The organism is Corynebacterium sp. KPL2861 (assembly GCF_040225475.1).
GTDB lineage: Bacteria > Actinomycetota > Actinomycetes > Mycobacteriales > Mycobacteriaceae > Corynebacterium.
On the sequence record NZ_JBEHFW010000002.1, the window covers coordinates 180639 to 205247 of the forward strand.

Annotated in this window: 25 protein-coding genes; 15 read left to right on the forward strand and 10 right to left on the reverse strand. The window is 62.9% G+C overall.

The genetic code is table 11. The annotated features are described in order from the left end of the window. The first annotated feature begins 9 nt into the window (after positions 1-9). The 4 genes from fdxA to ABRP84_RS02465 are packed head-to-tail and all read left to right on the forward strand — an operon-like array spanning position 10 to position 2856. Positions 10-333 carry a ferredoxin gene (fdxA, locus tag ABRP84_RS02450; RefSeq protein WP_023017724.1) on the forward strand — a complete coding sequence of 108 codons (324 nt, stop codon included), beginning with the start codon at positions 10-12 and terminating at the stop codon, positions 331-333. A gap of 3 nt (positions 334-336) precedes the next feature. Beyond that, positions 337-1425 carry a succinyldiaminopimelate transaminase gene (gene dapC, locus ABRP84_RS02455; RefSeq protein WP_349852587.1) on the forward strand — a complete coding sequence of 363 codons (1089 nt, stop codon included), beginning with the start codon at positions 337-339 and terminating at the stop codon, positions 1423-1425. A gap of 52 nt (positions 1426-1477) precedes the next feature. Beyond that, positions 1478-2266: a pseudouridine synthase gene (locus tag ABRP84_RS02460; RefSeq protein WP_349852650.1), complete on the forward strand. Its 789-nt coding sequence runs from the start codon at positions 1478-1480 to the stop codon at positions 2264-2266. 29 nt (positions 2267-2295) lie between these two features. Then, complete coding sequence (locus ABRP84_RS02465) at positions 2296-2856, forward strand: GtrA family protein (protein WP_298693915.1); 561 nt, start codon at positions 2296-2298, stop codon at positions 2854-2856. A 427-nt stretch (positions 2857-3283) separates the two neighbouring features. Here the strand turns inward: ABRP84_RS02465 and ABRP84_RS02470 are convergent, their stop codons facing one another. The 6 genes from ABRP84_RS02470 to ABRP84_RS02495 form a co-directional block, all read right to left on the reverse strand. Then, positions 3284-3763: a transcriptional regulator gene (locus ABRP84_RS02470; RefSeq protein WP_349852588.1), complete on the reverse strand. Its 480-nt coding sequence runs from the start codon at positions 3761-3763 to the stop codon at positions 3284-3286. Beyond that, the gene (locus ABRP84_RS02475) at positions 3756-3965 is read right to left on the reverse strand and encodes a helix-turn-helix transcriptional regulator (protein ID WP_349852589.1); all 210 of its coding nucleotides are present in this window, start codon (positions 3963-3965) and stop codon (positions 3756-3758) included. Before ABRP84_RS02475 ends, ABRP84_RS02470 begins: the two co-directional genes overlap by 8 nt. Positions 3966-4030: 65 nt before the next feature. Beyond that, complete coding sequence (locus tag ABRP84_RS02480; RefSeq protein ID WP_349852590.1) at positions 4031-4876, reverse strand: DUF559 domain-containing protein; 846 nt, start codon at positions 4874-4876, stop codon at positions 4031-4033. Between the two features lie 502 nt (positions 4877-5378). Beyond that, positions 5379-6710, reverse strand: coding sequence for an amino acid permease (locus tag ABRP84_RS02485; RefSeq protein ID WP_349852651.1), 1332 nt, complete (start codon positions 6708-6710; stop codon positions 5379-5381). A 101-nt stretch (positions 6711-6811) separates the two neighbouring features. Further along, positions 6812-7783, reverse strand: a complete 972-nt coding sequence (gene dapD, locus ABRP84_RS02490; protein WP_005280105.1) for a 2,3,4,5-tetrahydropyridine-2,6-dicarboxylate N-succinyltransferase — start codon at positions 7781-7783, stop codon at positions 6812-6814. A 17-nt stretch (positions 7784-7800) separates the two neighbouring features. Next, on the reverse strand, positions 7801-9159 hold the full coding sequence (locus ABRP84_RS02495) for an amino acid permease (RefSeq protein WP_349852591.1): 1359 nt from the start codon (positions 9157-9159) through the stop codon (positions 7801-7803). Positions 9160-9247: 88 nt separating this feature from the next. Between ABRP84_RS02495 and dapE the strand changes: the two genes are divergently transcribed. Genes dapE through ABRP84_RS02530 form a run of 7 tightly spaced genes read left to right on the forward strand, consistent with a single transcriptional unit; the run spans position 9248 to position 14013 of the window. Beyond that, a complete protein-coding gene (gene dapE / locus ABRP84_RS02500; protein ID WP_349852592.1) occupies positions 9248-10336 on the forward strand; it encodes a succinyl-diaminopimelate desuccinylase in 1089 nt (362 codons plus the stop codon). A gap of 2 nt (positions 10337-10338) precedes the next feature. Then, on the forward strand, positions 10339-11103 hold the full coding sequence (locus ABRP84_RS02505; RefSeq protein ID WP_239267886.1) for an LOG family protein: 765 nt from the start codon (positions 10339-10341) through the stop codon (positions 11101-11103). A 14-nt stretch (positions 11104-11117) separates the two neighbouring features. Beyond that, entirely contained in the window at positions 11118-11930 is an 813-nt protein-coding gene (gene folP, locus ABRP84_RS02510; RefSeq protein ID WP_349852652.1) for a dihydropteroate synthase, read from the forward strand. Beyond that, complete coding sequence (locus ABRP84_RS02515) at positions 11927-12649, forward strand: glucosyl-3-phosphoglycerate synthase (RefSeq protein ID WP_349852593.1); 723 nt, start codon at positions 11927-11929, stop codon at positions 12647-12649. Before folP ends, ABRP84_RS02515 begins: the two co-directional genes overlap by 4 nt. A gap of 3 nt (positions 12650-12652) precedes the next feature. Beyond that, a complete protein-coding gene (locus tag ABRP84_RS02520) occupies positions 12653-12958 on the forward strand; it encodes a DivIVA domain-containing protein (protein WP_239267882.1) in 306 nt (101 codons plus the stop codon). A gap of 11 nt (positions 12959-12969) precedes the next feature. Beyond that, complete coding sequence (locus ABRP84_RS02525) at positions 12970-13137, forward strand: DUF3117 domain-containing protein (RefSeq protein ID WP_005280113.1); 168 nt, start codon at positions 12970-12972, stop codon at positions 13135-13137. Between the two features lie 9 nt (positions 13138-13146). Then, entirely contained in the window at positions 13147-14013 is an 867-nt protein-coding gene (locus tag ABRP84_RS02530; RefSeq protein ID WP_349852594.1) for a methyltransferase domain-containing protein, read from the forward strand. A 260-nt stretch (positions 14014-14273) separates the two neighbouring features. On the opposite strand, the gene ABRP84_RS02535 is transcribed toward ABRP84_RS02530, so the two are convergent. Together ABRP84_RS02535 and ABRP84_RS02540 are read right to left on the reverse strand one after the other, a co-directional pair. Further along, positions 14274-15716: a GH32 C-terminal domain-containing protein gene (locus ABRP84_RS02535; protein WP_349852595.1), complete on the reverse strand. Its 1443-nt coding sequence runs from the start codon at positions 15714-15716 to the stop codon at positions 14274-14276. Between the two features lie 192 nt (positions 15717-15908). Then, entirely contained in the window at positions 15909-16556 is a 648-nt protein-coding gene (locus ABRP84_RS02540; RefSeq protein ID WP_023028631.1) for an O-methyltransferase, read from the reverse strand. Positions 16557-16707: 151 nt separating this feature from the next. Here ABRP84_RS02540 and sigE point away from each other — a divergent pair, with 151 nt between their 5' ends. The 3 genes from sigE (at position 16708) to ABRP84_RS02555 (ending at position 18421) form a co-directional block, all read left to right on the forward strand. Then, positions 16708-17337, forward strand: coding sequence for an RNA polymerase sigma factor SigE (gene sigE, locus ABRP84_RS02545; protein ID WP_349852596.1), 630 nt, complete (start codon positions 16708-16710; stop codon positions 17335-17337). 85 nt (positions 17338-17422) lie between these two features. Then, positions 17423-17878: an anti-sigma factor family protein gene (locus tag ABRP84_RS02550; RefSeq protein WP_349852597.1), complete on the forward strand. Its 456-nt coding sequence runs from the start codon at positions 17423-17425 to the stop codon at positions 17876-17878. Positions 17879-17899: 21 nt separating this feature from the next. After that, positions 17900-18421, forward strand: coding sequence for a twin-arginine translocase TatA/TatE family subunit (locus ABRP84_RS02555; protein ID WP_349852598.1), 522 nt, complete (start codon positions 17900-17902; stop codon positions 18419-18421). Between the two features lie 12 nt (positions 18422-18433). Here the strand turns inward: ABRP84_RS02555 and ABRP84_RS02560 are convergent, their stop codons facing one another. Beyond that, positions 18434-19564 carry an Mrp/NBP35 family ATP-binding protein gene (locus ABRP84_RS02560; protein ID WP_349852599.1) on the reverse strand — a complete coding sequence of 377 codons (1131 nt, stop codon included), beginning with the start codon at positions 19562-19564 and terminating at the stop codon, positions 18434-18436. A 123-nt stretch (positions 19565-19687) separates the two neighbouring features. Here ABRP84_RS02560 and ABRP84_RS02565 point away from each other — a divergent pair, with 123 nt between their 5' ends. Then, positions 19688-20434: a hypothetical protein gene (locus ABRP84_RS02565; protein WP_349852600.1), complete on the forward strand. Its 747-nt coding sequence runs from the start codon at positions 19688-19690 to the stop codon at positions 20432-20434. 363 nt (positions 20435-20797) lie between these two features. On the opposite strand, the gene ABRP84_RS02570 is transcribed toward ABRP84_RS02565, so the two are convergent. Then, on the reverse strand, positions 20798-24553 hold the full coding sequence (locus tag ABRP84_RS02570) for a multifunctional oxoglutarate decarboxylase/oxoglutarate dehydrogenase thiamine pyrophosphate-binding subunit/dihydrolipoyllysine-residue succinyltransferase subunit (RefSeq protein ID WP_502879770.1): 3756 nt from the start codon (positions 24551-24553) through the stop codon (positions 20798-20800). Positions 24554-24609: the final 56 nt, after the last annotated feature.

Genomic DNA, 24609 nt, shown 5'->3' on the forward strand with positions numbered 1-24609 from the left:
GGATTCTCCATGACTTATACAATCGCTCAACCTTGCGTTGATGTAATGGACCGCGGCTGTGTTGAGGAATGCCCCGTCGATTGCATCTACGAAGGCAAGCGCATGCTCTACATCCACCCAGATGAGTGCGTGGATTGCGGCGCCTGCGAGCCCGCATGCCCGGTAGAAGCCATCTTCTACGAGGACGACGTTCCCGATGAGTGGATCGATTACAACGATGCCAACGCAGCATTCTTCGATGACTTGGGCTCACCCGGTGGAGCGGCAGCCCTTGGCCCGCAAGATTTCGATGCGTCAATGGTAGCCGCGCTGCCCCCACAGAATCAGGAGTAATTCATGGCCCGCACACCGCTAGGACAATCGCTTCCGGATTTCCCCTGGAACTCGCTGGCTGGCGCCAAGAAGAAGGCCCAGGCGCACCCAGATGGAATCGTTGACCTTTCGGTGGGCAACCCCGTAGATCCGGTCGCCCCCGGCGTGCAGCTGGCGCTGTCCTCTGCCGCCGAGGCCCCCGGCTACCCGCAAACGCAGGGCACGCCCGAGCTGCGCGAAGCCATCGCCTCAGCCCTCCGCCGCCGCTACCACATGGACGTGGACCGCGTCCTGCCCGTGGTGGGCACGAAGGAGGCCATCGCGTGGCTGCCCACCCTGTTGGGCATGCGCGGCGAGACCGTCGCCTTCCCCTCGGTGGCCTATCCCACCTACGAGGTCGGCGCCCTCCTCGCTGGGGCTACGCCACTGCGCGCCGACGACGACTTTCAGGACGCCTCCCTGGTATTCATCAACTCCCCGTCCAATCCCACTGGCCGCGTTGCCGGGGTAGAGGAGCTGCGCCGCATCGTGGCTTGGGCCCGCTCGACGGGCGCCATCATCGCCTCCGATGAGTGCTACATGGGCTTGGGCTGGAACGATGACAACCCGCCGGTATCCATCCTGGATCCGCGCGTGACCGACGGCGATAATACCGGCCTCATTGCCATGCATTCGCTGTCCAAGTCCGCGAATATGGCCTCCTACCGCGCCGGATTCTTCGCCGGCGATAACGACCTCATTGCGGAGCTCTTGGAGTTGCGCAAGCACGCCGGGCTCATCGTGCCCGGTCCGATTCAGGCGGCGATGGTTGCCGCGCTTGACGATGACCCCACCGAAGCCCTCCAGCGCCAGCGCTACGTCGCGCGCCGCGCCGAATTAATGCAGGCGCTTATCAAGGCTGGCTTTACCATCGACCACTCCGATGCCGGCCTGTACCTCTGGGCCACCCGCGGTGAAGACTGCCGCGAGACCATCGACTGGTTGGCTTCCTTGGGCATCCTCGCCGCACCTGGCGATTTTTATGGCCCCTCGGGTGCACAACACGTGCGCATTGGCTTAAACGGCACCGACGAGCGGGTGCGCGCCGCCGTCGAGCGCCTCGCTAGTGCCTAACTCGCCTCGCGCGTTTCGCCCGCCTGCGCGGGAGGGGATTTCTCCCCGCAAGGTGGTCCTGCGCGAACGCGTTCCGCTAGAAGGCGAATACTGGGCCGCCCGCGCGGGCGATTCGCCCTTTCCGGAGGGAACGCTCCTTCCCGCGGGTGCGGCTCTTCCCCGGCCGGTTCCCGCGTGGTATCACCTCTCCGTTCCGCCGGAGGAGCCGATTCCCTTTGACTACTGCGTAGTCCACGCGGATGAAGACATCATCGTTGCCGATAAACCGCACTTTCTTCCCACCACCACGAATGGCCGCTTGCAGCGCGAGACTCTGCAAACCCGCCTGCGCGTGGACTTCGGCGAAGACGATATCGTGCCGCTCCACCGCCTCGATCGCCTCACCGCCGGCCTCGTCATCTGCTCGCGCAATCCCGCCACCCGGGCCGCCTACCAGCGCATTTTCCTGGAGGGGAGCGCGGTGAAGAGGTATAGGGGCATCGTCAAGCAGCCGCTTTTCCTTGATGAGGAAATCCAGCTGCCCATGTACAAGCCGCGGGGCGGCAGGCAGGTGCGCGTGGCTGATGATGGCACGCCGACCTCGACGTATGTGTGCGCTGCGGGGCGGGAGGTGACCATGTGGCCGCGGACGGGGCATACGCACCAGCTGCGGGTGCTGCTGAACCATCTTGGGCGCCCGCTCATCGGCGATGACACCTATCCCACGCCGCGTCCGCTCAGCCTCTACGACTTCTCGCGCCCGCTTTCCTTGCTGCACGAAACTATATCTTTTATAGATCCTTTATCACATTCGGAGCGTCAGTTTTTCAGTTCGCGGGGCTTAGGAACTACAATCAGGTAATTACTAACCTCCGGCAAGAAAGGCGGCCCATGGCAGACCTCAGCGTTGCGCGCTTTGCGTCCAATTTTGGGCAATTCCTTAAGTTCGGTCTTGTCGGCGGCTCGGGAACCGCGGTCAACCTCTTCGTGTATTTCCTCGCGCAGAAACTCTTTGGTGCGGCGGATATCTTTGCCGAGGATCCCTTCATGAACCTCTTCGGTTCTGCATTCCACATCCGCTGGTACCACGTCTTTGCCACCATCTCCTTCCTCGTGGCCAATACCTGGAACTACCAGCTCAACCGCATGTGGACCTTCCGGACCGTGTCCAAGGTCTCTTGGATTCGCGGTTTCTTCCCGTTCCTTTTGGCGGGAATCGGGGCGTTTATCGTCAGCCAGGTCATCCTGACGCTGCTCATGAACCCCAACTCGCCCGTGGGACTGCCTACCGATGTCTTTGATAACTCCACCGGATTGCGCACCAAGTCCTATTGGGCGCAGGCCATTTCCATCGTCGTGGCGATGCCCATCAACTTCATCATCAACAAGCTCTGGACGTTCCGCTCCAAGCCCAATAATCCAGTCGTCGTCGACGAGGTCGCGCCGGTTTAACTACCTTTCGTCGCTGGCCACGGCCCTGCCGTCCGCACGGCCCCAGCCGCCCCAGTCGCCCTTCGCGCTCACCAGCGTGGGGCGCTGGGGTCTTTTTGTACCCGCCGGTGAGCGGCAAGGGCGGGGAGGGGCATCGTCAAGCAAGTGCGTGCGGGGCGCTCTTCCCTTCGCGCTCATGGGAAGGTGGACTTCGTGCGCAGCGCTCGCCCCCCGGTGGGCGGCAAGGGAGGCCTCGCCCTTCGCGCTCACCGCCAACGGTTGCCGGCGGCGGAACCTCCTCCCGATGAGCGGCAAGGGTGGGGAGGTCGGGAGCCGCTGACGCTAGCACCCCTTCGCGCTCACGGGGCGTAGCAAACGGAAACCACCCGCCGTCCGCGGTGAGCGCGAAGGGCGGGTGGTGGAGTGCGTATTGGAGGTGGAGTGAGCATTAGTCCTCGAGCTCGGTGTCGAGGCGGGACTGGTCGCGGCGGTTTTGCTTCCGTCGGAGTGCGGGCGAGATGAGGACGGACGTGATGGCACCTACGGTGGCGCCGATGAGGTAGGGGGCGGCGGGGACATCGGAAAGCGTGAAGGCGTGGTAGGCGATGCCGGCGAAGCAGAGGAACATCGGGATGAGGTAGAGGGTGGTCAAAGTCCAGTTGGAGCGGACGGTGGGGGTGGCGATGTGCCTGCGCATCCAGGCGGCGCTGAGGGACGTGCCGGCGATGGAGGGGACGATGGCGAGGAGGGCGAGGAGGCTGAGGCGGCCGGGGAGGGACCAGGCGAGGATGGCGGCGACGATGAGCTCGAGGAAGGAGATTGGGGTCAGTGCGATGGCGGAGGCCTTGGTGAGGATGTCGCGCTCGAACTCGTCGGTGGAGGCGCGCTCGATGTGGTTGAGGGATATGTTGGCGATGGCGTTAATCATGTTGTTCAGCTCCAAAGATTTCTTCGACTGTTTTGCTTAGTTCGTGGCAGATGTCCAATGCGAGGTGCACGGACGGGGAGTAGTTGCCGCGTTCGATGTTTGCGATAGTTTGCCGGGAGACGCCGACGCGCTCTGCTAGTTCGCCTTGCGACCATTCGCGCCAGCGCCGCCACTTGCGGACCATGTTGGGTTGTCCGGCCACATCATCACCTCTCTTGTCGTGTTTACATGACCGAATGTAAAGCAAACTTGACATTATGGCAAGGGTTAGACGCATAAATGCCAGCGCCAATACGGCTGGGTGGCGGATATAGGCAGCTGTGGCTTGCGGCCTTTGAGCAGGTCACGGGTGGCTTTGATAAGGAGAATGACTTGGTCAAGGTGGTGCGTGACGTCATCGGCAGTAAAGCGCAAAACCGTGTACCCGTGGACGGTCGCAGCGTTCTGTTTGGAGCGGTCGGCCTGGAACGCGAGGCTGTGGCTGTGGTAGGTCCAGCCGTCGATTTCCACGATGAGCTTGCCCATCAATAGGTCGAACCGGTACCCACACACCAGGGCGTTGTGAACAGGGAAAATGCCTTCTGCGCGCAGCGCGCGGCTGACCTTTCGCTCCGGCGGGCTATCCGCGCCGATGGCGGAGAGTCGAATCGTCTCCTGAAGCGCCCGCGGTGTCCGGCCCATTCGCTTGCGGTCCCGCTCCAGCCGGCCGGGCCCCTTCTCGCCGCGATAAAACTCCTCCAGCAGCGGGCCGCATGCCCCGGCAATCTTCCGCGCGGCCCACAGAATCTGCACTACCGGAAGCCCCTTGACCAGGCTCGTTGCCTTGAGCCGGGAATGCGAGACGCGGAAATTCTTGCCGCGCAGCGTGCGCGGCCCCTCCGCTTCCAGCGGAAAGGTCAGCGGCCGGTCAAGGTGAATCTCCTGCGCGGTCTTCCCCGTAAAATGGATACGGCTCAGCCCATGCACCAGCGCCTTTGCCACCGCCAGCGGCGACCACTCGTCGGTATAAATTCCCCGGTGGACGCGGTACAGATTGCCCGCGCGCACCCGCCGCCGAATCGCGTCCTTGCCCAGCCCCTGCTCGCGCAACTGCGCGGTCGTCCATGCCCCCATGGCTTCAACCTAAAGAAGCGGCCGCCTTCCCGTCCAGGCGGCTTTCGCCAGCCTGTGGATAACCGGCCCATTTCGCGGTCCCACGCGCCATTCTCGTCGCTGCCCTGTGGATAACTCCCTCCACCCCCTCCATGCCTCCCGCCATGCCACCCTTCGCGCTCACCGGCGGCCACTTGGGTGCGCTGGAGCGTCCCCTGGTGAGCGCGAAAGGCGAGTGTGGTCCCGGCCCACCCTTTGCGCTCACGCCCACGCTTTCCGATGCCCATTTGCTCCTCCCCGTGACCGCGAGGGGCGGCCCCACACCCGTCGCGCTCACCGGGAGGTGAAAACGCAGCACCCCGCCCAGTGCGGGTGAGCGCGAAGGGCGGGGGCGGGTGTCACAGATATGGCGCGAGGGCGAGGTGGGCAGTGAGGGCGGGGCGTCAGGTGATGAGGGTTGAGCGGCAGGCGCGGTGATCTGGATGTGAGGCAGTGATGGTGGGCCGGAGGCGGGGAGTGGCCGCTAGGTCAGCGGGAGCGTGGAGGTCGGGTCGATGCCGCGGGCCTTGGAATTGAGCACACCCGCGATGGCGAGCACTACGAACATGGCGGCGGCGGAGAGGAGTTGGGTGCGGGCGGTGGCATCGGTAAGCATGAGCACCGCGATGGCTGCGAAGAGGGCGAGGGCGAACCAGGTGAGGTAAGGGAAGGCCCACATGCGGATTGGGAGGGGGTGCAGGGCCTCGAGTTGGCGGCGCAGGCGCAGCTGGCTGACTGCGATGAAGACCCACACGATGAGCAGGGAGGCGCCGGCGGCGTTGAGCATGAAGGTGAGCAACCAGCCGGTATCGGCGTAGTTGAGGACGACCATGAGCGCGGACAGTGCGACGGACAGGGCGATGGCGGTGGTGGGCACGCCCTCGGAATTGGTGGCGGCGAAGATGCGCGGGGCCTCGCCGCGGGCGGCGAGCGAGTGCATCATGCGGGAGGAAGCGAAGATTTGCGCGTTAAAGGCGGATAGCAGCGCGAGGACGATGATGACCTCCATGATGCCGGCGGCACCGGGGATGCCGGCGCGGTCGAGGACCATGGTAAAGGGCGATTCGGCGGCGGTGGAGGCGGCGTCCAGGCTGGAATAGGGAAGCAGGAACGTGATGACGAGGACGGAGCCCAAGTAGAACACGGAGATGCGCAGAATGGTGGAGCGCACGGCGTTGACCAGGGACCTTTCGGGGTCCTCGGATTCGGCGGAGGCGATGGCGACGACCTCGATGCCGCCGAAGGCGAAGGCTACGGCGAGCAGGCCGGCGGCGACGCCGCCGAGGCCGTTGGGCATGAAGCCATCGGCAAGGAAGACAGATGTGCCTACGAAGGTGTGGCCTGGTAGGAGGCCGAAGATGAGGAGGACGCCGATGATGAGGAAGGCAATGATGACGACGACCTTGATGAGCGCGAACCAGTACTCGAACTCGCCGAAGGTGCGCACGCGCAGCAGGTTGACGAGGCCGAAGACGGCGACGCAGATGGCGGCGGGGATCCAGGGCGGGACGTCGAACCACGAGCCGATGAAGCCCGCGGCGCCGGTGATTTCGGCGCCAAGGACGGCGACGGTGGCGCACCAGTAGATCCACCCTTGGGTAAAGCCCGCCCAGTGGCCGATGCCGTGCTCGGCGTATTCGGAAAAGGAGCCGGAGGCGGGGATGACCGTTCCCATCTCTCCGAGCATTTGCATCACGAGGATGGCGAGGAAGCCGGCGATCGCGTAGGCGATGATCACCGCTGGGCCGGCGGCGGAAATGCCGACGCCCGTGCCGAGGAAGAGACCGGCGCCAATGGTGGAGCCGAGCCCCATCATGGTCAGGTGGCGGACCTTCAGGCCAGAACCAAGGGTAGAAGAGTTATCAGACACTTCTCCATGGTATTTCTCGGCCGCAGGGCACGGGAATTGGGGTGGCGTTAGTTCTTGTGGAGGTCCTCGTTCAGCGCGACGGCCTCGGCATTCCACTCCACGGCCTCGACGGCACCGGAGACGGAATTGCGGCGCAGCAGCAGGCCGGAGGCACCGGAGAGCTGGGAGCCCTTGACGGCCTCGCCATTGCCGACGCCCAGGGCCTCGGCCACCTTGCCAAAGACGGCGACCTTGGTGCCGGCGGTGACGTAGAGGCCGGCTTCGACAACGGCGTCATCGCCAAGCGAAATGCCAATACCCGAGTTGGCGCCGAGCAGGCAGCGCTCGCCGATGGAAATAACTTCCTTGCCGCCGCCGGACAGGGTACCCATGATGGAGGCGCCGCCGCCGATATCGGAGCCATCGCCCACGACGACGCCCGCGGAAATGCGGCCTTCCACCATGGAAGCGCCCAGGGTACCGGCGTTGAAGTTGACGAAGCCCTCGTGCATGACCGTGGTGCCCTCTGCGAGGTGGGCACCCAAGCGGACGCGGTCGGCGTCACCGATGCGTACGCCGGAGGGAACAACGTAGTCCACCATGCGGGGGAACTTATCCACGGAGTAGACCACGACGGGGCCGCGGGAGGCGAGGCGGCCGCGCACCATCTGGAAATCGGAGACGGCGCAGGGGCCGTAGTTGGTCCAGACCACGTTATTGAGGTGGCGGAAGATGCCGTCCATGTTGAGGCCGTGCGGCTTTACCTCGCGGTGAGAGAGCAGGTGGAGGCGCAGGTAGGCGTCGTAGGTATCGGTGGGGGCCTCGTCGAGGTCAGCGATGGAGGTTTCCACCGCCACGCGGGCCACGCCGCGCTCCTCATCGGGGCCGACGAGGGCGGAGAACTGCTGCGGAGTCTCCTCCAAACGCGTCGTGCCGGTGGTCTCTACTTGCTTATCGGTATGAACTGCTGGGAACCAAACGTCCAAGACGGTGCCGTCGTGGGTAATGGTTGCCAGGCCACGTGCGGATGCAGAAGTCATGGTGGCTAGCTTAGCAATTACTGCCGTACTTGTTCGCGCTTGCCCGCGGGAACCACGAAGGACAAGGCGACGAGCGCGGCAAAGAGGATGATGACGGCGATGACTTGGTTGCGGGCGGAGGGATCAAAGAGCATGAAGATGGTCAGCGCGGCCAGCGCGGCGGCGGTCGCCCACGGCAACCAAGGGTAGCCGGGAACGCGGATATCCGTGAGCTCGCCGTTCGCTTTCAACTGCGGGTGAAGCTTGAGGAAGGAGGCGACGATAAACGCCCAGACCACCAAGAGGCAGCCGCCGACGGCGTTGAAGAGGAAGGCCAGCAGTCCCGGCGGGTTCCAGAACTGCAGGCCCACCGAGGCGAAGGCGAAGATCATGGACAAGATGACCGCATTGATGGGGGAGCCGGAGTGGTTGGTCTTGAGGAAGAACTTGGGCGCGCAGTGGTCCTTGGCCATGTCAAAGACCAAGCGGGAGGTGGCGTAGATCTGCGCGTTGAAGGCGGATAGGAGGGCCAGCGCGATGATGGCCTCCATGAAGCCTGCGGCGAAAGGAATCTTGGCGGCCTCGAGCACCAAGGTAAACGGCGAATCGGCGGCGGCATCGGCATCTTGGATCTGGCTAAACGGCAAGGCCATGGTGATGACCACGATGGAGCCGATGTAGAAGATCATGATGCGCACGATGATGGCGCGCACTGCGGTAGCCACGTTGCGGGCGGGGTCCTCGGACTCGGCGGCGGCGATGGTCACCAGCTCGATTCCGCCGAACGCGAAGGCCACGGCGAGCAGGCCCGCGGCGAAGCCCGGCATGCCATTGGGCAGGAAGTTATCGGTGAAGTTGGTCCCGGCCCGGGAGAGATCCATGCCGGGCAGGATGCCGAGTGCCATGAGGATGCCGATGACGAGGAAGGCGAGGATGACGGCGACCTTGATGATGGCAAACCAGAACTCGAATTCACCAAAGCCGCGCACGGCGGCGAAATTCACTATGGCGAAGAAGGCCACCGCGATGAGCGCGGGAATCCACGGGGCGATATCGAACCAACTGCCGATGATCGCGGCGGCGCCGGTGATTTCGGCACCCATGACCATGATGAGCATGAACCAGTAGATCCAGCCCATCGTAAAGCGCGCCCAGTGGCCGAAGGCCTGGCCGGCGTAGGTGGAAAAAGAACCCAGGGAAGGGCGGGCCGCGGCGATTTCCCCGAGCATCCACATAATGAGCGCGATGAGGACGCCGGCGACGGCATAAGAAATGAGCACCGAGGTGCCGGAGATTTGGATTCCCAATCCGACGCCCAAGAAGAGACCGGCACCCACCGCGGAGCCAAGGCCCATCATGGTGAGGTGTCGCGATTTCAATTGTGTGGCTTCGGCCATAATTACCACCTTGTGAGAGGTTATTTTTTACAGTGAAGTGAACATTACACAATGCAACGGACCCAGCGGGGCGCTACCATGGCGGCTTGTGACTTTAGATCTATATGCCGACCCCATTGAAGTGACCAAGGCGCTCGTCGATATCCCGAGCCCCTCCCACCACGAGGAGGCTATCGCGGATGCGGTGGAAGAAGCCCTGCGTGGTCTAGACGTGGAGGTCGCCCGCTTTGGCAATACCGTGTGTGCGCGCACGAACCGCGGGATGGATTCCCGCGTGGTTCTTGCAGGCCACATCGATACCGTTCCATTGGCAGATAACGTACCGCATCACATGGACACCGCCGAAGATGGCGCCGAGATCATGTTCGGCTGCGGCACCGTGGACATGAAATCCGGCATGGCGGTATACCTCAACGCCTTTGCTCACCTGCATGAATCGGAAGAACTCCAGCATGATTTGACCGTCATTGCTTATGAGGGCGAAGAGGTATCCACTGAATTTAATGGGCTGGGCCACTTGCAAAAGGACCACCCCGAGTGGTTGCAGGGCGATTTCGCGCTCCTGGGCGAGCCCTCCGGCGCCATGGTCGAGGCCGGCTGTCAGGGCACGATTCGCCTGCGCGTGACGGCACATGGCACCCGCGCGCACTCGGCCCGCGCGTGGCTCGGCTCCAACGCCGCGCACAAGCTCGCCCCCGTCATGACGCGCATTGCGGACTACGAGCCGCGCGAGGTCACCATCGATGGCTGCACCTACCACGAGGGCCTGAACATCGTCCACCTCGAGGCCGGCGTGGCCACCAATACCCTGCCGGACGAGGCCTGGATGTTCGTCAACTTCCGCTTCGCCCCGGACCGCAGCACGGAGGAGGCGCTGGAGTACATGAAGGGGGTCATCGGCAAGCATGATGGCGTCACCATTGAGATCGACGACATTGCCGGTGCCGCCCTGCCTGGTCTGGGCCAGCCTGCGGCCCGAGCGCTTGTCGATGCCGTCGGTGGTAACGTCCGCGCTAAGTTCGGCTGGACCGACGTCTCGCGCTTTGCCGAAATGGGCATTCCCGCAGTTAACTTTGGCGCTGGCGATCCAGGCTTTGCGCATAAAAAGGACGAGCAGGTGCCCACGGCGCAAATCACTGAAGTTTCTACCGCACTGCTCAATTACTTGAAGGGATAAAAATGACCCCTGATCACATGCGTACCCTGCGTGGCCCGCTCTTGCTGCGCAGCGAGGGAGAACAAGGCTCCACCTTTGACCAGCGCCTGCTGGAATCCGGCGCGGACCACGAATGGCAGCATGCCGATCCGTGGCGCGTGCTGCGCATCCAAGGCGAATTCGTCGCCGGCTTCGATGCGCTGGCCAAGCTGCCCAAGGCAGTGACGGTCTTTGGCTCCGCGCGCACCAAGCCTGAGGATGCGAGCTATCAGATGGCCGAAGAACTCGGCCGCAAGCTCGCCGAGTGCGCCTACGCCGTCATCACCGGCGGCGGCCCCGGCATCATGGAGGCCGCGAATAAGGGCGCGCACGAGGGCGATGGCCTCTCGGTGGGACTCGGCATCGAATTGCCGCACGAGCAGGGCCTCAACGAGTACGTGGACTTGGGCCTGAACTTCCGCTACTTCTTTGCCCGCAAGACCATGTTCTTGAAGTACTCCCAGGCCTTCGTCTGCCTGCCCGGCGGCATGGGTACCATGGATGAGTTCTTCGAGGTTCTCTGCATGGTTCAGACCGGTAAGGTCACCAACTATCCCATCGTGCTCATGGGCACCGATTATTGGTCTGGCCTGCTGGAGTGGATGAAAAATACCCTCGCCGCCGGCGGGTACATCAACGAAGATGACCAAGAGCTTTTCCTGCTTACCGATGACCCCGATGAGGCCGTCGCCCACATCATCGAGCGCCACAAGGTAATGAGCGATAAGCGCATTAGGGAGCCGCGTTGAGCCTCGCGCGCGTGATGGCGATAGTCAATCGCACCCCGGATTCCTTTTATGACAAGGGGGCCACCTTTGACATGGACCCCGCCCTCAAGCGCTGCGATGAGGCCATTGCGGCGGGAGCCTCCATCATCGATATCGGCGGGGTCAAGGCCGGACCGGGCGAGGAGGTTGATAGCGCGGAGGAAATCGACCGCGTCGTGCCCACCATCGCCCGCGTGCACGAGCGGCACCCAGAGGTACTTATTTCCGTAGATACCTGGCGCGGTGAGGTGGCCGAGGCCGCCATCGCCGCCGGGGCAGGGCTGGTCAACGACACGTGGGCCGGCTGGGATCCGGAGCTTATCGAGGTCGCCGGCCACCACCGCGTAGGCTACGTGTGCTCGCATACCAGCGGGATTACCCCGCGTACCCGCCCGCACCGCGTGCACTTTGATGACGTCGTTGCCGATGTCATTGCAGAAACCACCGCCCTGGCAGAAAAGGCCGCGGGGCTCGGCTGCCCTGAAGATCTCACCTTCATCGATCCCACGCACGACTTTGGTAAAAACACCTATCACGGACTTGAACTCCTGCGGCGTATCGACGAGATCGTCGACACCGGCTGGCCCGTGCTCATGGCGCTATCCAATAAGGACTTCGTGGGTGAGACCCTCGCGCGCGGGGTAGGAGACCGCGTCGCCGGAACGCTCGCCGCCACAGCCTGGGCCGCAGCGCACGGGGTGGCCGCCTTCCGCGTCCACGAGGTTGCTGAGACCATCGACGTCATCCGCATGACCGCCGCCATCCAGGGCACGGCCGCGCCCCTTGATACCACGCGCGGGCTCGCATGAGCGTTTCCGTCATCATTCCAGCGCTCAATGAGGAATCCACCGTGGCCGACGTTATCCGCGCCTGCCTTGCCGATGACCCCCTCGAAGTGCTCGTCATCGACTCCGACTCCACCGATGACACCGCCGCCGTCGCGCGCGCCGCCGGTGCCGATGTGCGCAATTGGCGCGATATCCTGCCCGAACCGCCGCGCCCCGGCAAGGGCGAATCCCTTTGGCGCGGGGTTGCCGCCGCGCGCGGGGACATCGTCGTCTTTATCGACGCCGACCTAGAATCCGCCGCGCCCGGCATGGTCACAGCGCTCGCGGCTCCCTTTGCGGATCCCGGCGTGAACATGGTCAAGGCGCGTTATCGCCGCAGCCTAAACGGCCAACCCACCGGCGGTGGGCGCGTGACCGAATTGACCGCAAAGCCGCTCATCCGGCAATTCTTCCCAGAGCTAGCCCACATCGATCAGCCCCTAGGCGGCGAGTATGCTCTTCGCCGCTCTGCCGCGCTAGAGGTGCCCTTCGTGGAGGGCTATGGGGTGGAAGCGGGGCTGCTGGTGGACATCGGCAAGCGCGGCGGGCTGACAGAAGTCGACCTAGGCACTCGTGTCCACCGCAACCGGCCGCTTGATGAGCTCGCGCCGATGGCGGATATCGTGGCGCGCACGCTGCTCTCGCGCGCCGGGGTGAGTGCGCCGATTGCTCAGCGCCCACCGCTGCTAGGTAGGATTTAAGTCATGCTGTCCTGGATTGTGCTCATCGTGGTGCTCATTGCGTTCATTGTGATCGGAACGTGGCTGTGGGGTTCGATTTTTGGCCCCGGGACCGTGATGGACCCGCCCGATGAGCCGCAGAAGGTGCTGGAAAATAACCGCGCCGCCGCAGCTCAGGGCCGTTTTGAGGACGTGCAATTCGAGGTCGTGCCGCGTGGGTACCGCCAAGATCAGGTTGATGATCTGCTCGCGCAACTGGAGCTGGAATTAGCGGCCGCGCGGAAAAGCGGGCAAAAAGGGACTAAGCTGGAAAGAAACGAAGAAAGTTAAGGAGCCCAACTATGGCAGCAATGAAGCCACGTACCACTGGCGGCGAAATGGAAGCGGTGGTGGAATCCCGCAAGATCGTCATGCGCATCCCATCCGACGGCGGCGGGCGCATCGTTATCGAGCTGAACAAAGAAGAGGCCGCGGAGCTCGGTTCTTTGTTGACCGAGGTTTCTAGCTAGTCTGGATACATGCTTTCTCATATCGTCGACATTCTGGCCGATCCATCCGACGGCACGGCGCTTTCCGGCGCCGATGATTTTTCCCGCCTCGTTTCGGAATCCGGCCATTCCTTTGATGTGGCCAAGCAAGGGTATGTGACCTTAGCGGCCGGTGCCGGCCTCAAGCACAAGGGCGATGACATGGATATGGTCAACGCCCGCGAAGCGTACCTAGCCACCGGCCATTTCGCGCCCTTCGTCGAGTCTGTGACCGGAGCGGTACAAGACGCGCTCGATGCCAGCTCGCTGTCTGCCTCTACGCCCGCCTCGCTTCTCGAGGTCGGCGCCGGAACCGGCTACTATCTGGCCCACACGCTTGACTCCATCGACGGCGCGCGCGGCGTCGGCCTCGATATTTCCCCGCATGCGGCCAAGCACTTGGCCAAGTGCCACCCACGCGTGGGTGCCGTGGTTGCCGATGTCTGGCAGCAGCTTCCCATCCGCGATGAATCCATCGACGCGATTTCCGTGGTCTTCGCCCCGCGCAACCCATCCGAATTCCAGCGCGTCCTCGCCCCCGGCGGCCAGGTCATCGTCCTGACCCCGGGCGCCGGGCACCTTGATGAGCTGCGCGAACCCCTCGGTATCCTCGGCGTGGAAGAGGGCAAGGTCGAGCGCATGTATGAGCAGGCAGAAGGCTACCTCGAGCAAGCGGCCGACCCCGTTGATATTTCCTTCCCCATTCACCTGGATAAAGCGGCCATCGCCGCACAGGTAGGAATGAGCCCGTCCGCCCGCCACATCAGCGCCGACGAGCTTGCCGAGCGCATGGCCGCCCTTCCTCCCACGCTGACGGTCACCGCCCGCGCCCGCCTGGACCGCCTCCGCGCGGTTTAATAAACGCAGGTTCGCCTCAAGGCACCTCGCCTTCGGCATACATACCGCCCTTCGCGCTCACCAGCAGCGCGCGGGGCGGTTCATTTGTGCTTCCGGTGAGCGCGAAGGGTGGGGGTGGAATCAGCCAGCTACCGTACCCTCCTTTGGCGCTCACGGGGAGCTGCTTGCCGATGTCGCGACCTCTCGCCGGTGAGCGCGAAGGGCGGGTGGCGAGAGGTGGGTGGTCGCAGGAAAGGGCGCCGGGAAGGAGGGAAGCAGTATTAGAGCTTGGAGCCGGAGCGCTGCCAGTCTTGTTCGATGACCGCCTCACCGGTGGTCTCGACATCCATGCCGGAGCAGCCGCCGTCGAAATAGACGCGGGAGGCCATGGCGATGAGGCCGCCGTCGACGAAGACCTCCACTGTGGAACCGTCTTGGATGATGGTGAGGGTGTCGGAGTCGCCATCGGCAAGCGTGGCGATGGCGGGAGCGGAATCGGCGAAGAAGCGATCGAAGGCCTTGTTCATGGAACGATCGAGGCTGATTTCCTCGCCGGAGTGGCAGATGGAGGCGGCGGGGTCGCCGTTGCCATCGCGAAGGGTGATGGTGACGTTGGAGCCGGTGGGAACCTCCATGACGCCGGTCCAGGAGCGTGCGTAATCCGAAAGCTTGACCGCCTCGGGCAAGCCGGTGGCCGGTGCCTGGTACAAGACGCCGCCCTCGAGCGTGACCTGACGCGGCAGGGAGAGGGCATTCGACCAGCCCTCGGCGTCCCAAGAGGCGTGCTGGGTGGCGTCGTCGCCGCGGCCGTTGCCGTTGAGCAGGCCGAGGATGACGGCCCGCTCGTAGCGGCTTTCTTCAGGAATCGTGCCTGCGGTGGCATTGGTATTGCGCGGGCGGGAGAAATCGTGGCCGAAGTCCACGCGGCGGAATCCGGATACGACGGTGAAGGTGGTGTCTTCTAGTTGGCCCACGAGGTAGCCGGAGACGTCGCGGCCGTCGCGCTCGAGGGTGACAAAGAGGACATCGTAGATTTCTTCGTCGATTTCATCGCGCAGGCGCACGATGCGTGGGGAGACTACCGGAGGGATGGGGGAATCGGCGGGCACCTCGCCGTCGAGGAAGCCGGGGTCGCCTTCGAAGGAAAGGCTGCCGCGGAGGGACCACGAGATGCCGTCGTGGCTTTCTAGAATGACTGGCTGCGGGGTGTCGGTGCGGCCAGAAAGTGCCAGCATGAGCCAGCCCTTGTGGCCGTCCTCGCGGTCATCGGTGGCCCAATCGGGAACAACGGAAGGCGAGCGGAACCGGGTGTGGTCGGTGGTATTGCCAGCCACCTCGCCAAACCGCACGACGTTGGGGTCGAGGGCCGAGGAGTCATCGGAGACCTCGCAGACATCGTCGATGCCGGAATAGCGCGCGAGGCGAATGGAGGTGCCCGTCGCGGTCACGGAGGTGAAATAGAGGTTGATAGCGTCCTCACCCTGGGCCACGGACCCAGCGCGGAGGGCGAGCTCGCCGCCGACGGGGGCAAGGACGTCATCGCAGTCCAGCCAGTTAAACGGCGCTTCCTCCGAGTACGTGTGTCCCCAGCGAGCCGGGGCATCGGGAGTGGGGCGGTACTGGTAGAACATGTGCCACGTATCGCCATCGCGAAGGACGCCGGCGGGCGCGTCTAGGATGCCGGCATCGGGGATGAAGTGGAGTTCGGGGCGGTGAGTCGTCACGGCATTCCTCTCTTAAATCAGGTGCGGGTTACAAGCTTGGGTTGGGGTGGCAGCCACGCCGGGGAGGAAACTCGTTGACCTGCCACGCGGTGCTTTCGCGAACTTTATGGGGCAGTGTCCGGCTGTCATGTACACCCAGAATACGGATATCTTTTAGCGCGTGCAGGAGCCCTTGCTTGCCGATGTCCCCCTTTAAAGCTTCGTCACCAATGTCAGCCCCGAACCCAGTGGGAGACGTGTCACGGTGGCGCCTTCGAGCTCGCGGAGGTATTCATCGGCTTCGCGCGCGGCGGCGGTATCGCGGTCGGTGCGGGAGGTATCGGCGACGGTGCCATCGAGAAGCGCATTGGCAAGCACCAGCGTGCCGTGTTGGTGCAGCAGGGGCCAGGCCGCCTTGATGAGAGCGGGGAGGTCGAGGGCGGCGACATCCGCGTAAATGACCTGGTAGGCCTCGGTGGCCAGGCGCCCGAGCACGTCGAGGGGGCGCGAGGGGAGGAAGCGACCGCGGGTGGGGGCGTAGCCGGCCTCGCGGAAGGCGGCCTTGGCGCTGCGCTGGTGCTCGGCCTCAGGGTCGATGCACGTGAGGATGCCGTTATCCGGCATGCCGGCGAACAGGTAGAGGCCCACGACGGAGGCTGCGGGGGTAATCGCCACGGCCTGGGGGCGGTCTACCACACCGGAAGACGTTGCCGTCAGCGTGGTGAGAAGCTGGCCGGTGGATTCATCCGGGACGGGCAGGCCGTATTCCTCGGCGTGGTCGCGGGCGCCGCGGAGAGCCGCCGAAGGCTCACTGGTGGAATCGATATAGGAGCGCAGTGCGTCATATGCGGTAGTAGTCACGATTAAGACAATAGGTAAAGTTGCGTGAAAGGGTGGCAAAAACGCGCCTAGCCAGCGAAATTGTGGTCTGTGGGAAGTATGTGACGGACTCACAGGATATTATCAGCGCAGTGGCTGGAGTTTCCGCGCTGAGTGTAGAAAAATGGCACCCATGACAGAAACGAAGCGCGATGCCGAGTCCGTTGCCTCCACCGATGCGAACGTGGAGTTGACCGGTACCGCGGCGTTCGATGCTGGGGAAGCCACGATGCCTTCGTGGGCCGAATTGGTGGCAGAGCATGCCGATGGCGTGTACCGCCTAGCCTACCGTTTATCCGGTGACCAGCAGGATGCCGAGGATCTCACCCAAGAGACCTTCATGCGTGTCTTCCGCTCCTTGGATAAGTACCAACCGGGTACCTTCGGCGGCTGGCTGCACCGCATCACTACGAACCTCTTTTTGGATATGGTGCGCCACCGCTCCAAGATCCGCATGGAGTCCCTGCCTGAGGATTACGAGCGGGTGCCGGGGACGGAAATGACCCCGGAGCAGGCCTATACCGTGGCCAACCTGGACCCCGTGCTGCAGTCCGCGCTGGATAGCTTGGCGCCGGATTTCCGCGTTGCCGTGGTTCTGTGTGATATCGAAGGCATGAGTTATGACGAAATCGCCGAAACCCTCGGCGTAAAGATGGGCACGGTGCGATCGCGCATCCACCGCGGCCGCTCCCAACTGCGCGCGGCGCTGGAAAAAGAGGCACAGACCAATGCGGAAGCGCGCATCTTGCTGCGCACGCGCTAGAATCGAATCGTTACCTCCCCTGCCGCGTGGCAGGGGGCTTTAAGTGTGAGTAATCCGGCTGTGGCATGAACGTGAGGAGGGTTCGATGGACTCACTGCGAGGACGCCGCACCCTCTCCAGGCTCAGCGTACGGGGCGAGTTCACCCCCGCGCAGGCGAAGGCCCGGGATAAGGCAAAGGCGCGGGCGCGGCGCAGCGATTCCATCGGTCACCTTGGCCCAGAGGCCGTCGTTGCCTTCGTCGATGGGGAGATGGAGCCTAAAGCCATGCACCGCGTGCGCATCCATCTAGTCCACTGCGCGGAGTGTCGCGCCGACGTGCACCACCAGCGCCACGCCTCCGAGTGGGTGCGTCACTGCAGCGATGATTCCGCGGTGAAGGCCCCGCAGTCCTTATTGGCCAAGCTGGCGGGAATGGCTACGGAGGGTGTGGCGCCGGGGCCCGATGCGTTGACCCCGGCGCACCGGCCGGAGCAGGATTTTCTGGATAAAGTCGAGACGGTGGTACGCGCGATTAAGCACAATCAGCGCGGGCAGAACTAAACGGAGGGCGAGGATTTAATCGTGTTTTCTTCCATTGGCTGGCCTGAGATTATTGTCATTGTCCTCCTTGGCATCGTCATCATCGGCCCGGAGCGCATGCCGGAGGTCATCAAGGACGTGCGCGCGGCCATCTATGCCGCCCGCAAGGCCATCAATAACGCGAAGGCCGAGCTCAATGGCGAAATGGGGTCGATCTCCGCGGAATTCGATGATATCCGCGGCCCGCTCAACCAGGCGGCGCAGTGGACGCGGCTAGGCCCCAAAGGCGCTATTACCAAGGCGCTTTTCGATGGCGATGATGCCGTCTGGGACGACTTCAACCCCAAGAAGATGGCCGAAGACATCAAATCCGGCACCGCGCCGAAAGAACCCGAACAGCGCGCGCAGGACAACAGTGGTGCTGCCCGGCCCACCTTTAACTATGCCGAGGTATATGGTGATACCACCGAAACGACCCAGCAGCCGCCCCAGCAACAACAAAAGCCGCAGCGCGGTGGGGAAGATTGCACGGGCGGCGGCTCTGAGTGGAGCGACGTTACCTAATACAACGCGCTCTTAGTTCACACCCAAGTTGAGGCTCTTGCCCACGAGGGAATCGGAGCGAATGGCGAGCTTATCAGCAACCGCCCTGATTTCCTTCGCGGCAGGGGAGTCGGGGGCCTCGAGCACGATGGGCGTGCCGGCATCGCTATTCGAGCGCAGGGCCGGATCCAGCGGCACGGAGGCCAGCAGCGGAACCTCGTGGCCCAGGATGACGCCGAGGCGGTCTGCAACAATCTGGCCGCCGCCTTCACCAAAGACGTCCATGGTGGAGCCGTCCGGCATGACCATGGCGCTCATGTTCTCAATCACGCCGGCCACCCGCTGGCGCGTTTGCTGGGAGATGGAACCGGCGCGTTCGGCCACTTCTGCCGCAGCTGCTTGCGGCGTGGTGACGATGAGCAGCTCCGCATTCGGGATGAGCTGCGCAACGGACAGCGCGACATCGCCGGTACCCGGAGGCAAGTCGAGGAGGAGAACATCGAGATCGCCCCAGAATACGTCCGCCAAGAACTGCTGCAGTGCGCGGTGGAGCATAGGTCCGCGCCAGACGACGGGCGCGTTACCCTCCACGAACTGCCCAATCGAGATGTGCTTAATGCTGTGGGAGATGGGAGGCAGCAGCATTTCATCATCAAGCACGGTGGGGCCGTCGGTCGAGCCGAGCAGGCTGGGCACGGAGTGGCCGTAAATATCGGCATCGACAATGCCCACCTTCAGGCCCTTATCCGCCAGCGCGGCGGCTAGGTTGACGGTCATCGAGGACTTGCCGACGCCACCCTTACCCGACGCCACCGCAAAGACGCGGGTCGTCGAATCGGGCTTCGCAAAAGGAATCTCGGGTTCGGCCTGGCCGCCGCGCAGCTTCTGTTTCAGCTTGCGGCGTTGCTCATCGCTCATCGCGTCCATGGTCACGGTAACCTTGCCAACGCCGTCGATGTCCTCGACCGCGGCGCGGGTATTGGTCTCGATGGTGGACTTCATGGGGCAGCCCGCGATGGTCAGATAAACGCCAACGGTGACGTCGTTTCCTTCGATATCGACCGATTTCACCATATTCAGTTCGGTGATGGGGCGGCCGATTTCTGGATCCTGTACGTGGGAAAGAGCCTCGCGTACGACTGATTCGGTAATAGAGCTAGACATAACTCTTGCCATCTTAGTCACGGCGCTACCTCAGGTAAACACGCTTGCACGGTAGACTCTGTGGGACACTTAAATCCATCCGTTTGTATCGGTGACCTAGCAGAATCAGAAGGAGCACACTCAGTGAAGCGCAGCCCCGCCCGTCGATATGCCCGCGCTACTGTCGCCGCGGTGGTAGGCGCTGCGCTGCTTGCTGGGTGTTCAGACAAGGTCGATACTAGCCCCGCTGCGGCACAATCCGCACCGGAACGGGTGCAGATCGTCGTTGACCCTGCAGAAACAGATCAGCTCATCTTGGGCGAGGTATTCCGGCAGTCGCTCTTAGAAGAAGGACGCACCGCCGAGTTGAAGGAAGAAGAAACCTTCAAAACGCATGGTGGCAAGGGCAGTTCCCTGAACCCAGAAGGCAACTTTTACGTCGGCTGCACTGGCAGCTTTTTAAGCCACTTTAATCCCAGTGAGGCGCGCGACATCTCGGCGGAATATAAAAAGGCAGAAGAAGACAGTGAGCCGGGCGGGGAAGACTTTCTTGCCCGCACCCATATCGCGCTCATGTCTACCTTGCCCACCCAACTTGCTACCGTCGAGCCATCCGGTGCTCACGGTTGTGAGGATGCACAACCAGAGCTGCCAGAAAACTTCGTGGTCATCTATAGCGACAGCCTCTTTGACCGCGAAGAAGAAAAATCCGTCGCCGCGATCACCAAATTTATCACGCAAAAAGACATTTCTGACATGGTGGAGGCGCTAGAGGATGGCGAAGAGCTGAAGAAGGTCGTCCACGAATGGATGGAAGCCTCCGGACTGGACATTGTCAATGAAGAAAGCGACTCCGGCTCCTCCGGTGGCTCGGATCTGAGCAGTTCTTAAGTAAGCAGTGCGGTCCGTGCTACCCACCTACCGCCCTTCGCGCTCACGGGCAGCCGCCCTTTAACATGCGATCGCCCCCTCCGTGACCGCGAAGGGCGCCCGGCGTCGCCATCAGCTACCGCCCCGCCCTTCGCGCTCACGGGCGCAGCTTGTCGATGCCCTTACCACCTCGCCGGTGAGCGCGAAGGACGAGTAGGTGACCGGTGTGAGGCGAAGGAGGGGAGCTGAAGGTAGGGAGAGCAGGAACGGTGGCGAGGTAGGAGGATCGGGGAGAAGGCAGCAGAAACCATGAAAATGCCCCAGTGAGGAAATAACCTCACTGGGGCATTCAGCGCTGCAGTGCGCTAGGTGCCGATTCGGCGGTTAAACGTCGAAGGCCTCTTCAAGCAGGTTCTTCTGCTCAATCTGGTGCACCTTGGCGTTACCCGTAGCCGTAGAGGACTGGGCGCGGCGGGAGACGCGGACCATTTTCGGCATATCCGGAATGAGGTCGCGCAGGTGCTCGTTGTAGAACGGCCATGGGCCTTGGTTGGCGGGCTCGTCCTGTACGAACCGGACCTGGGTGGCGTTCGGGTACATCTCGAATGCCTCGCTCAGGCGGTTGAACGGAATCGGGTGGAGCATTTCCACGCGGACGATGGCGATGTCATCGCGGCCGTCGGCCTCGCGCTTCTTCTCCAGGTCCCAGTAGAGCTTGCCGGAGACCAGCATGATGGTCTTGACCTTGTCCGTGTCGCCGACCTTCTTGTTATTGACGTCCACGAAGTGGGGGTCATTGATAACGGAGCGGAACTTCTTGACCTCGGTGAACTCCTCAACGGAGGAGGTGGCGGCCTTGTTACGCAGCATGGACTTCGGGGTGAAGACGACCAGCGGGCGCTTCATCTCGCCCAAAGCCTGGCGGCGCAGCAGGTGGAAGTGGTTAGCCGGGGTGGACGGCTGGGCCACGGTCATGGAACCTTCCGCGCACAGCTGCAGGTAGCGCTCGATACGGGCGGAGGAGTGGTCCGGGCCCTGGCCCTCGTAGCCGTGCGGCAGGAGGAGAACCAGGCTGGACAGCTGGCCCCACTTGGCCTCACCGGAAGACAGGTACTCATCGATGATGGTCTGGGCGCCGTTTGCGAAGTCACCGAACTGAGCCTCCCATGCCACGAGGGCGTCGGGGTTACCCACGGTGTAGCCGTATTCGAAGCCCATGCCAGCGAACTCGGTCAGCGCGGAGTTGTAGACCATGAACTTACCGCCGTTGTCCTTGGACACTGCCAGGGAGTTGAGCGGGTTGTACTCGTTGCTATTGCGGGGATCGAAGGTCACGGCGTGGCGCTGGGTGAAGGTACCGCGGCGGGAATCCTCACCGGCCAGGCGCACGACCTTGCCCTGGTTAGCCAAGGAACCGAAGGCGAGCAGCTCGCCCCAGCCCCAGTCGATGCCGCCTTCGCGGACAGACTTCGCACGGTCCTTGGCCACCTTGGCCACGCGTTTGTGGTACTCGAAGTCCTCGGGTGGGTTGCCGTAGGCATCGCCAAGCTCGACCATCTCTTCAGCGGTGATGGAGGTATCCAGACCGTGGGTGAGCTCCTGCGAGGAGGTAATACCGGTCTGTTCCTTCGGGCCGGCCTTCTCGGCTTCCTTGTGCTCGGTGAACACGGACTCCATCTGGTCGTGGAAGTCGCGCGCCGCTGCCTCGGCGTCTTCAGCAGACAGGTCGCCACGGCCGATGAGCTCGTTGGTGTAGTGCTCGCGCACCGGCTCGTGGTTCTCGATGACCGAGTACAGCTGCGGCTGGGTCATGGATGGGTCATCGGCCTCGTTGTGGCCGCGCAGGCGGTAGACCACGAGGTCAATGAAGACGTCTTTGCCAAACTGGCGGCGGTATTCTGCAGCCATCTGGCCTACCCAGACAACGGCCTCTGGGTCATCACCATTGACGTGGAAGACTGGGCAGTCAAAGCCCTTTGCCAAGTCGGTGACGTAGTGGGTGGAACGGCCAGAATCCGGGGTGGTGGTAAAGCCCACCTGGTTGTTGACCACGATGTGGACGGTACCGCCGTTGGTAAAGCCACGCAGCTGGGACAGGTTGATGGTCTCCTGCACTACGCCGAGGCCGGTGAAGGACGCATCGCCGTGGAGCATGACAGGAACGACGGAGTAGCCGTCCTTGCCCTTGTCCAAGATGTCCTGCTTGGCGCGGGCGATGCCCTCCATGACTGGGTCGACAGCCTCAAGGTGGGACGGGTTGGCAGCAAGGGTGACCTTGATTTCGCCATCGCCGAACATTTGCAGGTGCTCGCCCTCGGAGCCCAAGTGGTACTTCACGTCACCAGAGCCACCGAGCTGGCCGCCCTTGTAGTTGCCGTCGAACTCGCCAAAGATATCCGCCAGCGGCTTGCCCACGATATTGAACAGCACGTTCAAACGGCCGCGGTGCGGCATGCCCATGACAACCTCGTCGAGGCCCTGGCCCGCAGCGGTGTCGATGATGGAATCCAGCAGCGGGATGAGGGTCTCAGCACCCTCGAGGGAGAAGCGCTTCTGGCCCACGTATTTGGTCTGCAGGAAGTTCTCGAATGCCTCGGCGGCGTTGACCTTCTGCAGGATGTACTTCTGCTCGGCGTTGGTCGGCTTTGGCATGCCGGCCTCGAGGCGGTCCTGCATCCAGCTGCGCTCGTCGCGGTCCAGGATGTGGGTGTATTCGGAACCGACCTTCAGGGTATAAGCAGCGCGCAGGCGGGAGAGCACCTCACGCAAGGTCATCTGTTCCTTACCACCGAAGCCGCCGACATTGAAGACGCGGTCCAGATCCCAGATGGTCAGGCCGTGCGTAGCGATGTCGAGGTCGCGGTGATCGGGGCTAGGCAGGCCGGGCTGGGACCAGCCGAGCGGGTTGAAATCGGCAAGCAAGTGCCCGCGGGAGCGGTAGGACTCGATGAGCTGCATGACGCGGGTGTTCTTGTCCACGCCAGAGTTGGGGATGTCCTGTGCCCAGCGGAAGGGCTCATAAGGAACGCCCATGGACTCGAAGAGCTCGTCCCAGAAGGCATCATCAACAATGAGCTGGCCGATGGTGCGCAGGAACTCGCCGGACTCTGCACCCTGGATGACGCGGTGGTCATAGGTGGAGGTCAGCGTAACCAGGCGGCCGACACCCAAGTCAGCCAGGCGGTCAGCGGAGGCGCCAGCGAACTCTGCCGGGTAATCCATGGAACCAACGCCGATAATGGAGCCTGCGCCCTTGGTCAGGCGGGCAATGGAGTGGCGGGTGCCGATGCCGCCCGGGTTGGTCAGGTTAATGGTGACCCCAGAGAAGTCATCCATGGTGAGCTTGTTCTTACGGGAACGGGTAACGATGTCCTCGTAAGCCTCAATGAACTCGGCGAAGGACTTAGTCTCGCACTCCTTGATGGCGGCGACCACGAGGGCGCGGGAACCGTCCTTCTGCGGGAGGTCGATGGCCAGGCCCAGGTTGATGTGCTCAGGCTGGACGACGAAGGGCTTGCCGTCCTTTTCCTCGTAGCGCACGTTCATGCCAGGGTGCAGCTGCACGGCCTTGACCATGGCGTAGCCAATGATGTGGGTAAAGGAGATCTTGCCACCGCGGGTGCGCTTCAGGTGGTCATTGATCATGGAGCGGTTTTCCCACATGAGCTTGACCGGCATATCGCGTACGGTGGTAGCGGTAGGAATCTCGAGGGATTCTTCCATGTTCTTAGCAATAGCCTTGAACATGCCCTTGAGCTGGCGCTCGTCGCCGCCCTTATAATCTTCTAGGTTATCCAGCGGAGACTGCGCATTCTTGCCTGCAGAATGCTTAGCCTTTGCGGACTTTTCCTGGGCCTTGGATACGGAGTCCTTCACGTTGGTATCGCGGGCCTCTTGCTTGCGGGCGGTGGTAGTACCTTCGGTCTTCTTGGCCGAGGACTTAGACTCTGCCTTTGCCTTCTGTGGCTGTGGCTTAGATGCTTTAGAAGGAGCCTCAGCTTCTGGCTGCGCCTTGGGCGCGCCGTTTGCTTCGAAATAGTCGCGCCACTCCTTGTCTACGGAGCTAGGATCCTTGGAGTACTGCTGGAACTGCTCGTCTATCAGCCACGCATTCGGGCCGAAGATGCTCGATGTGCTCACGGCAGGTTTTCGCCTCATTTCTCTGCTTTAATATGGTCGTTTATTCGACTTTAGTC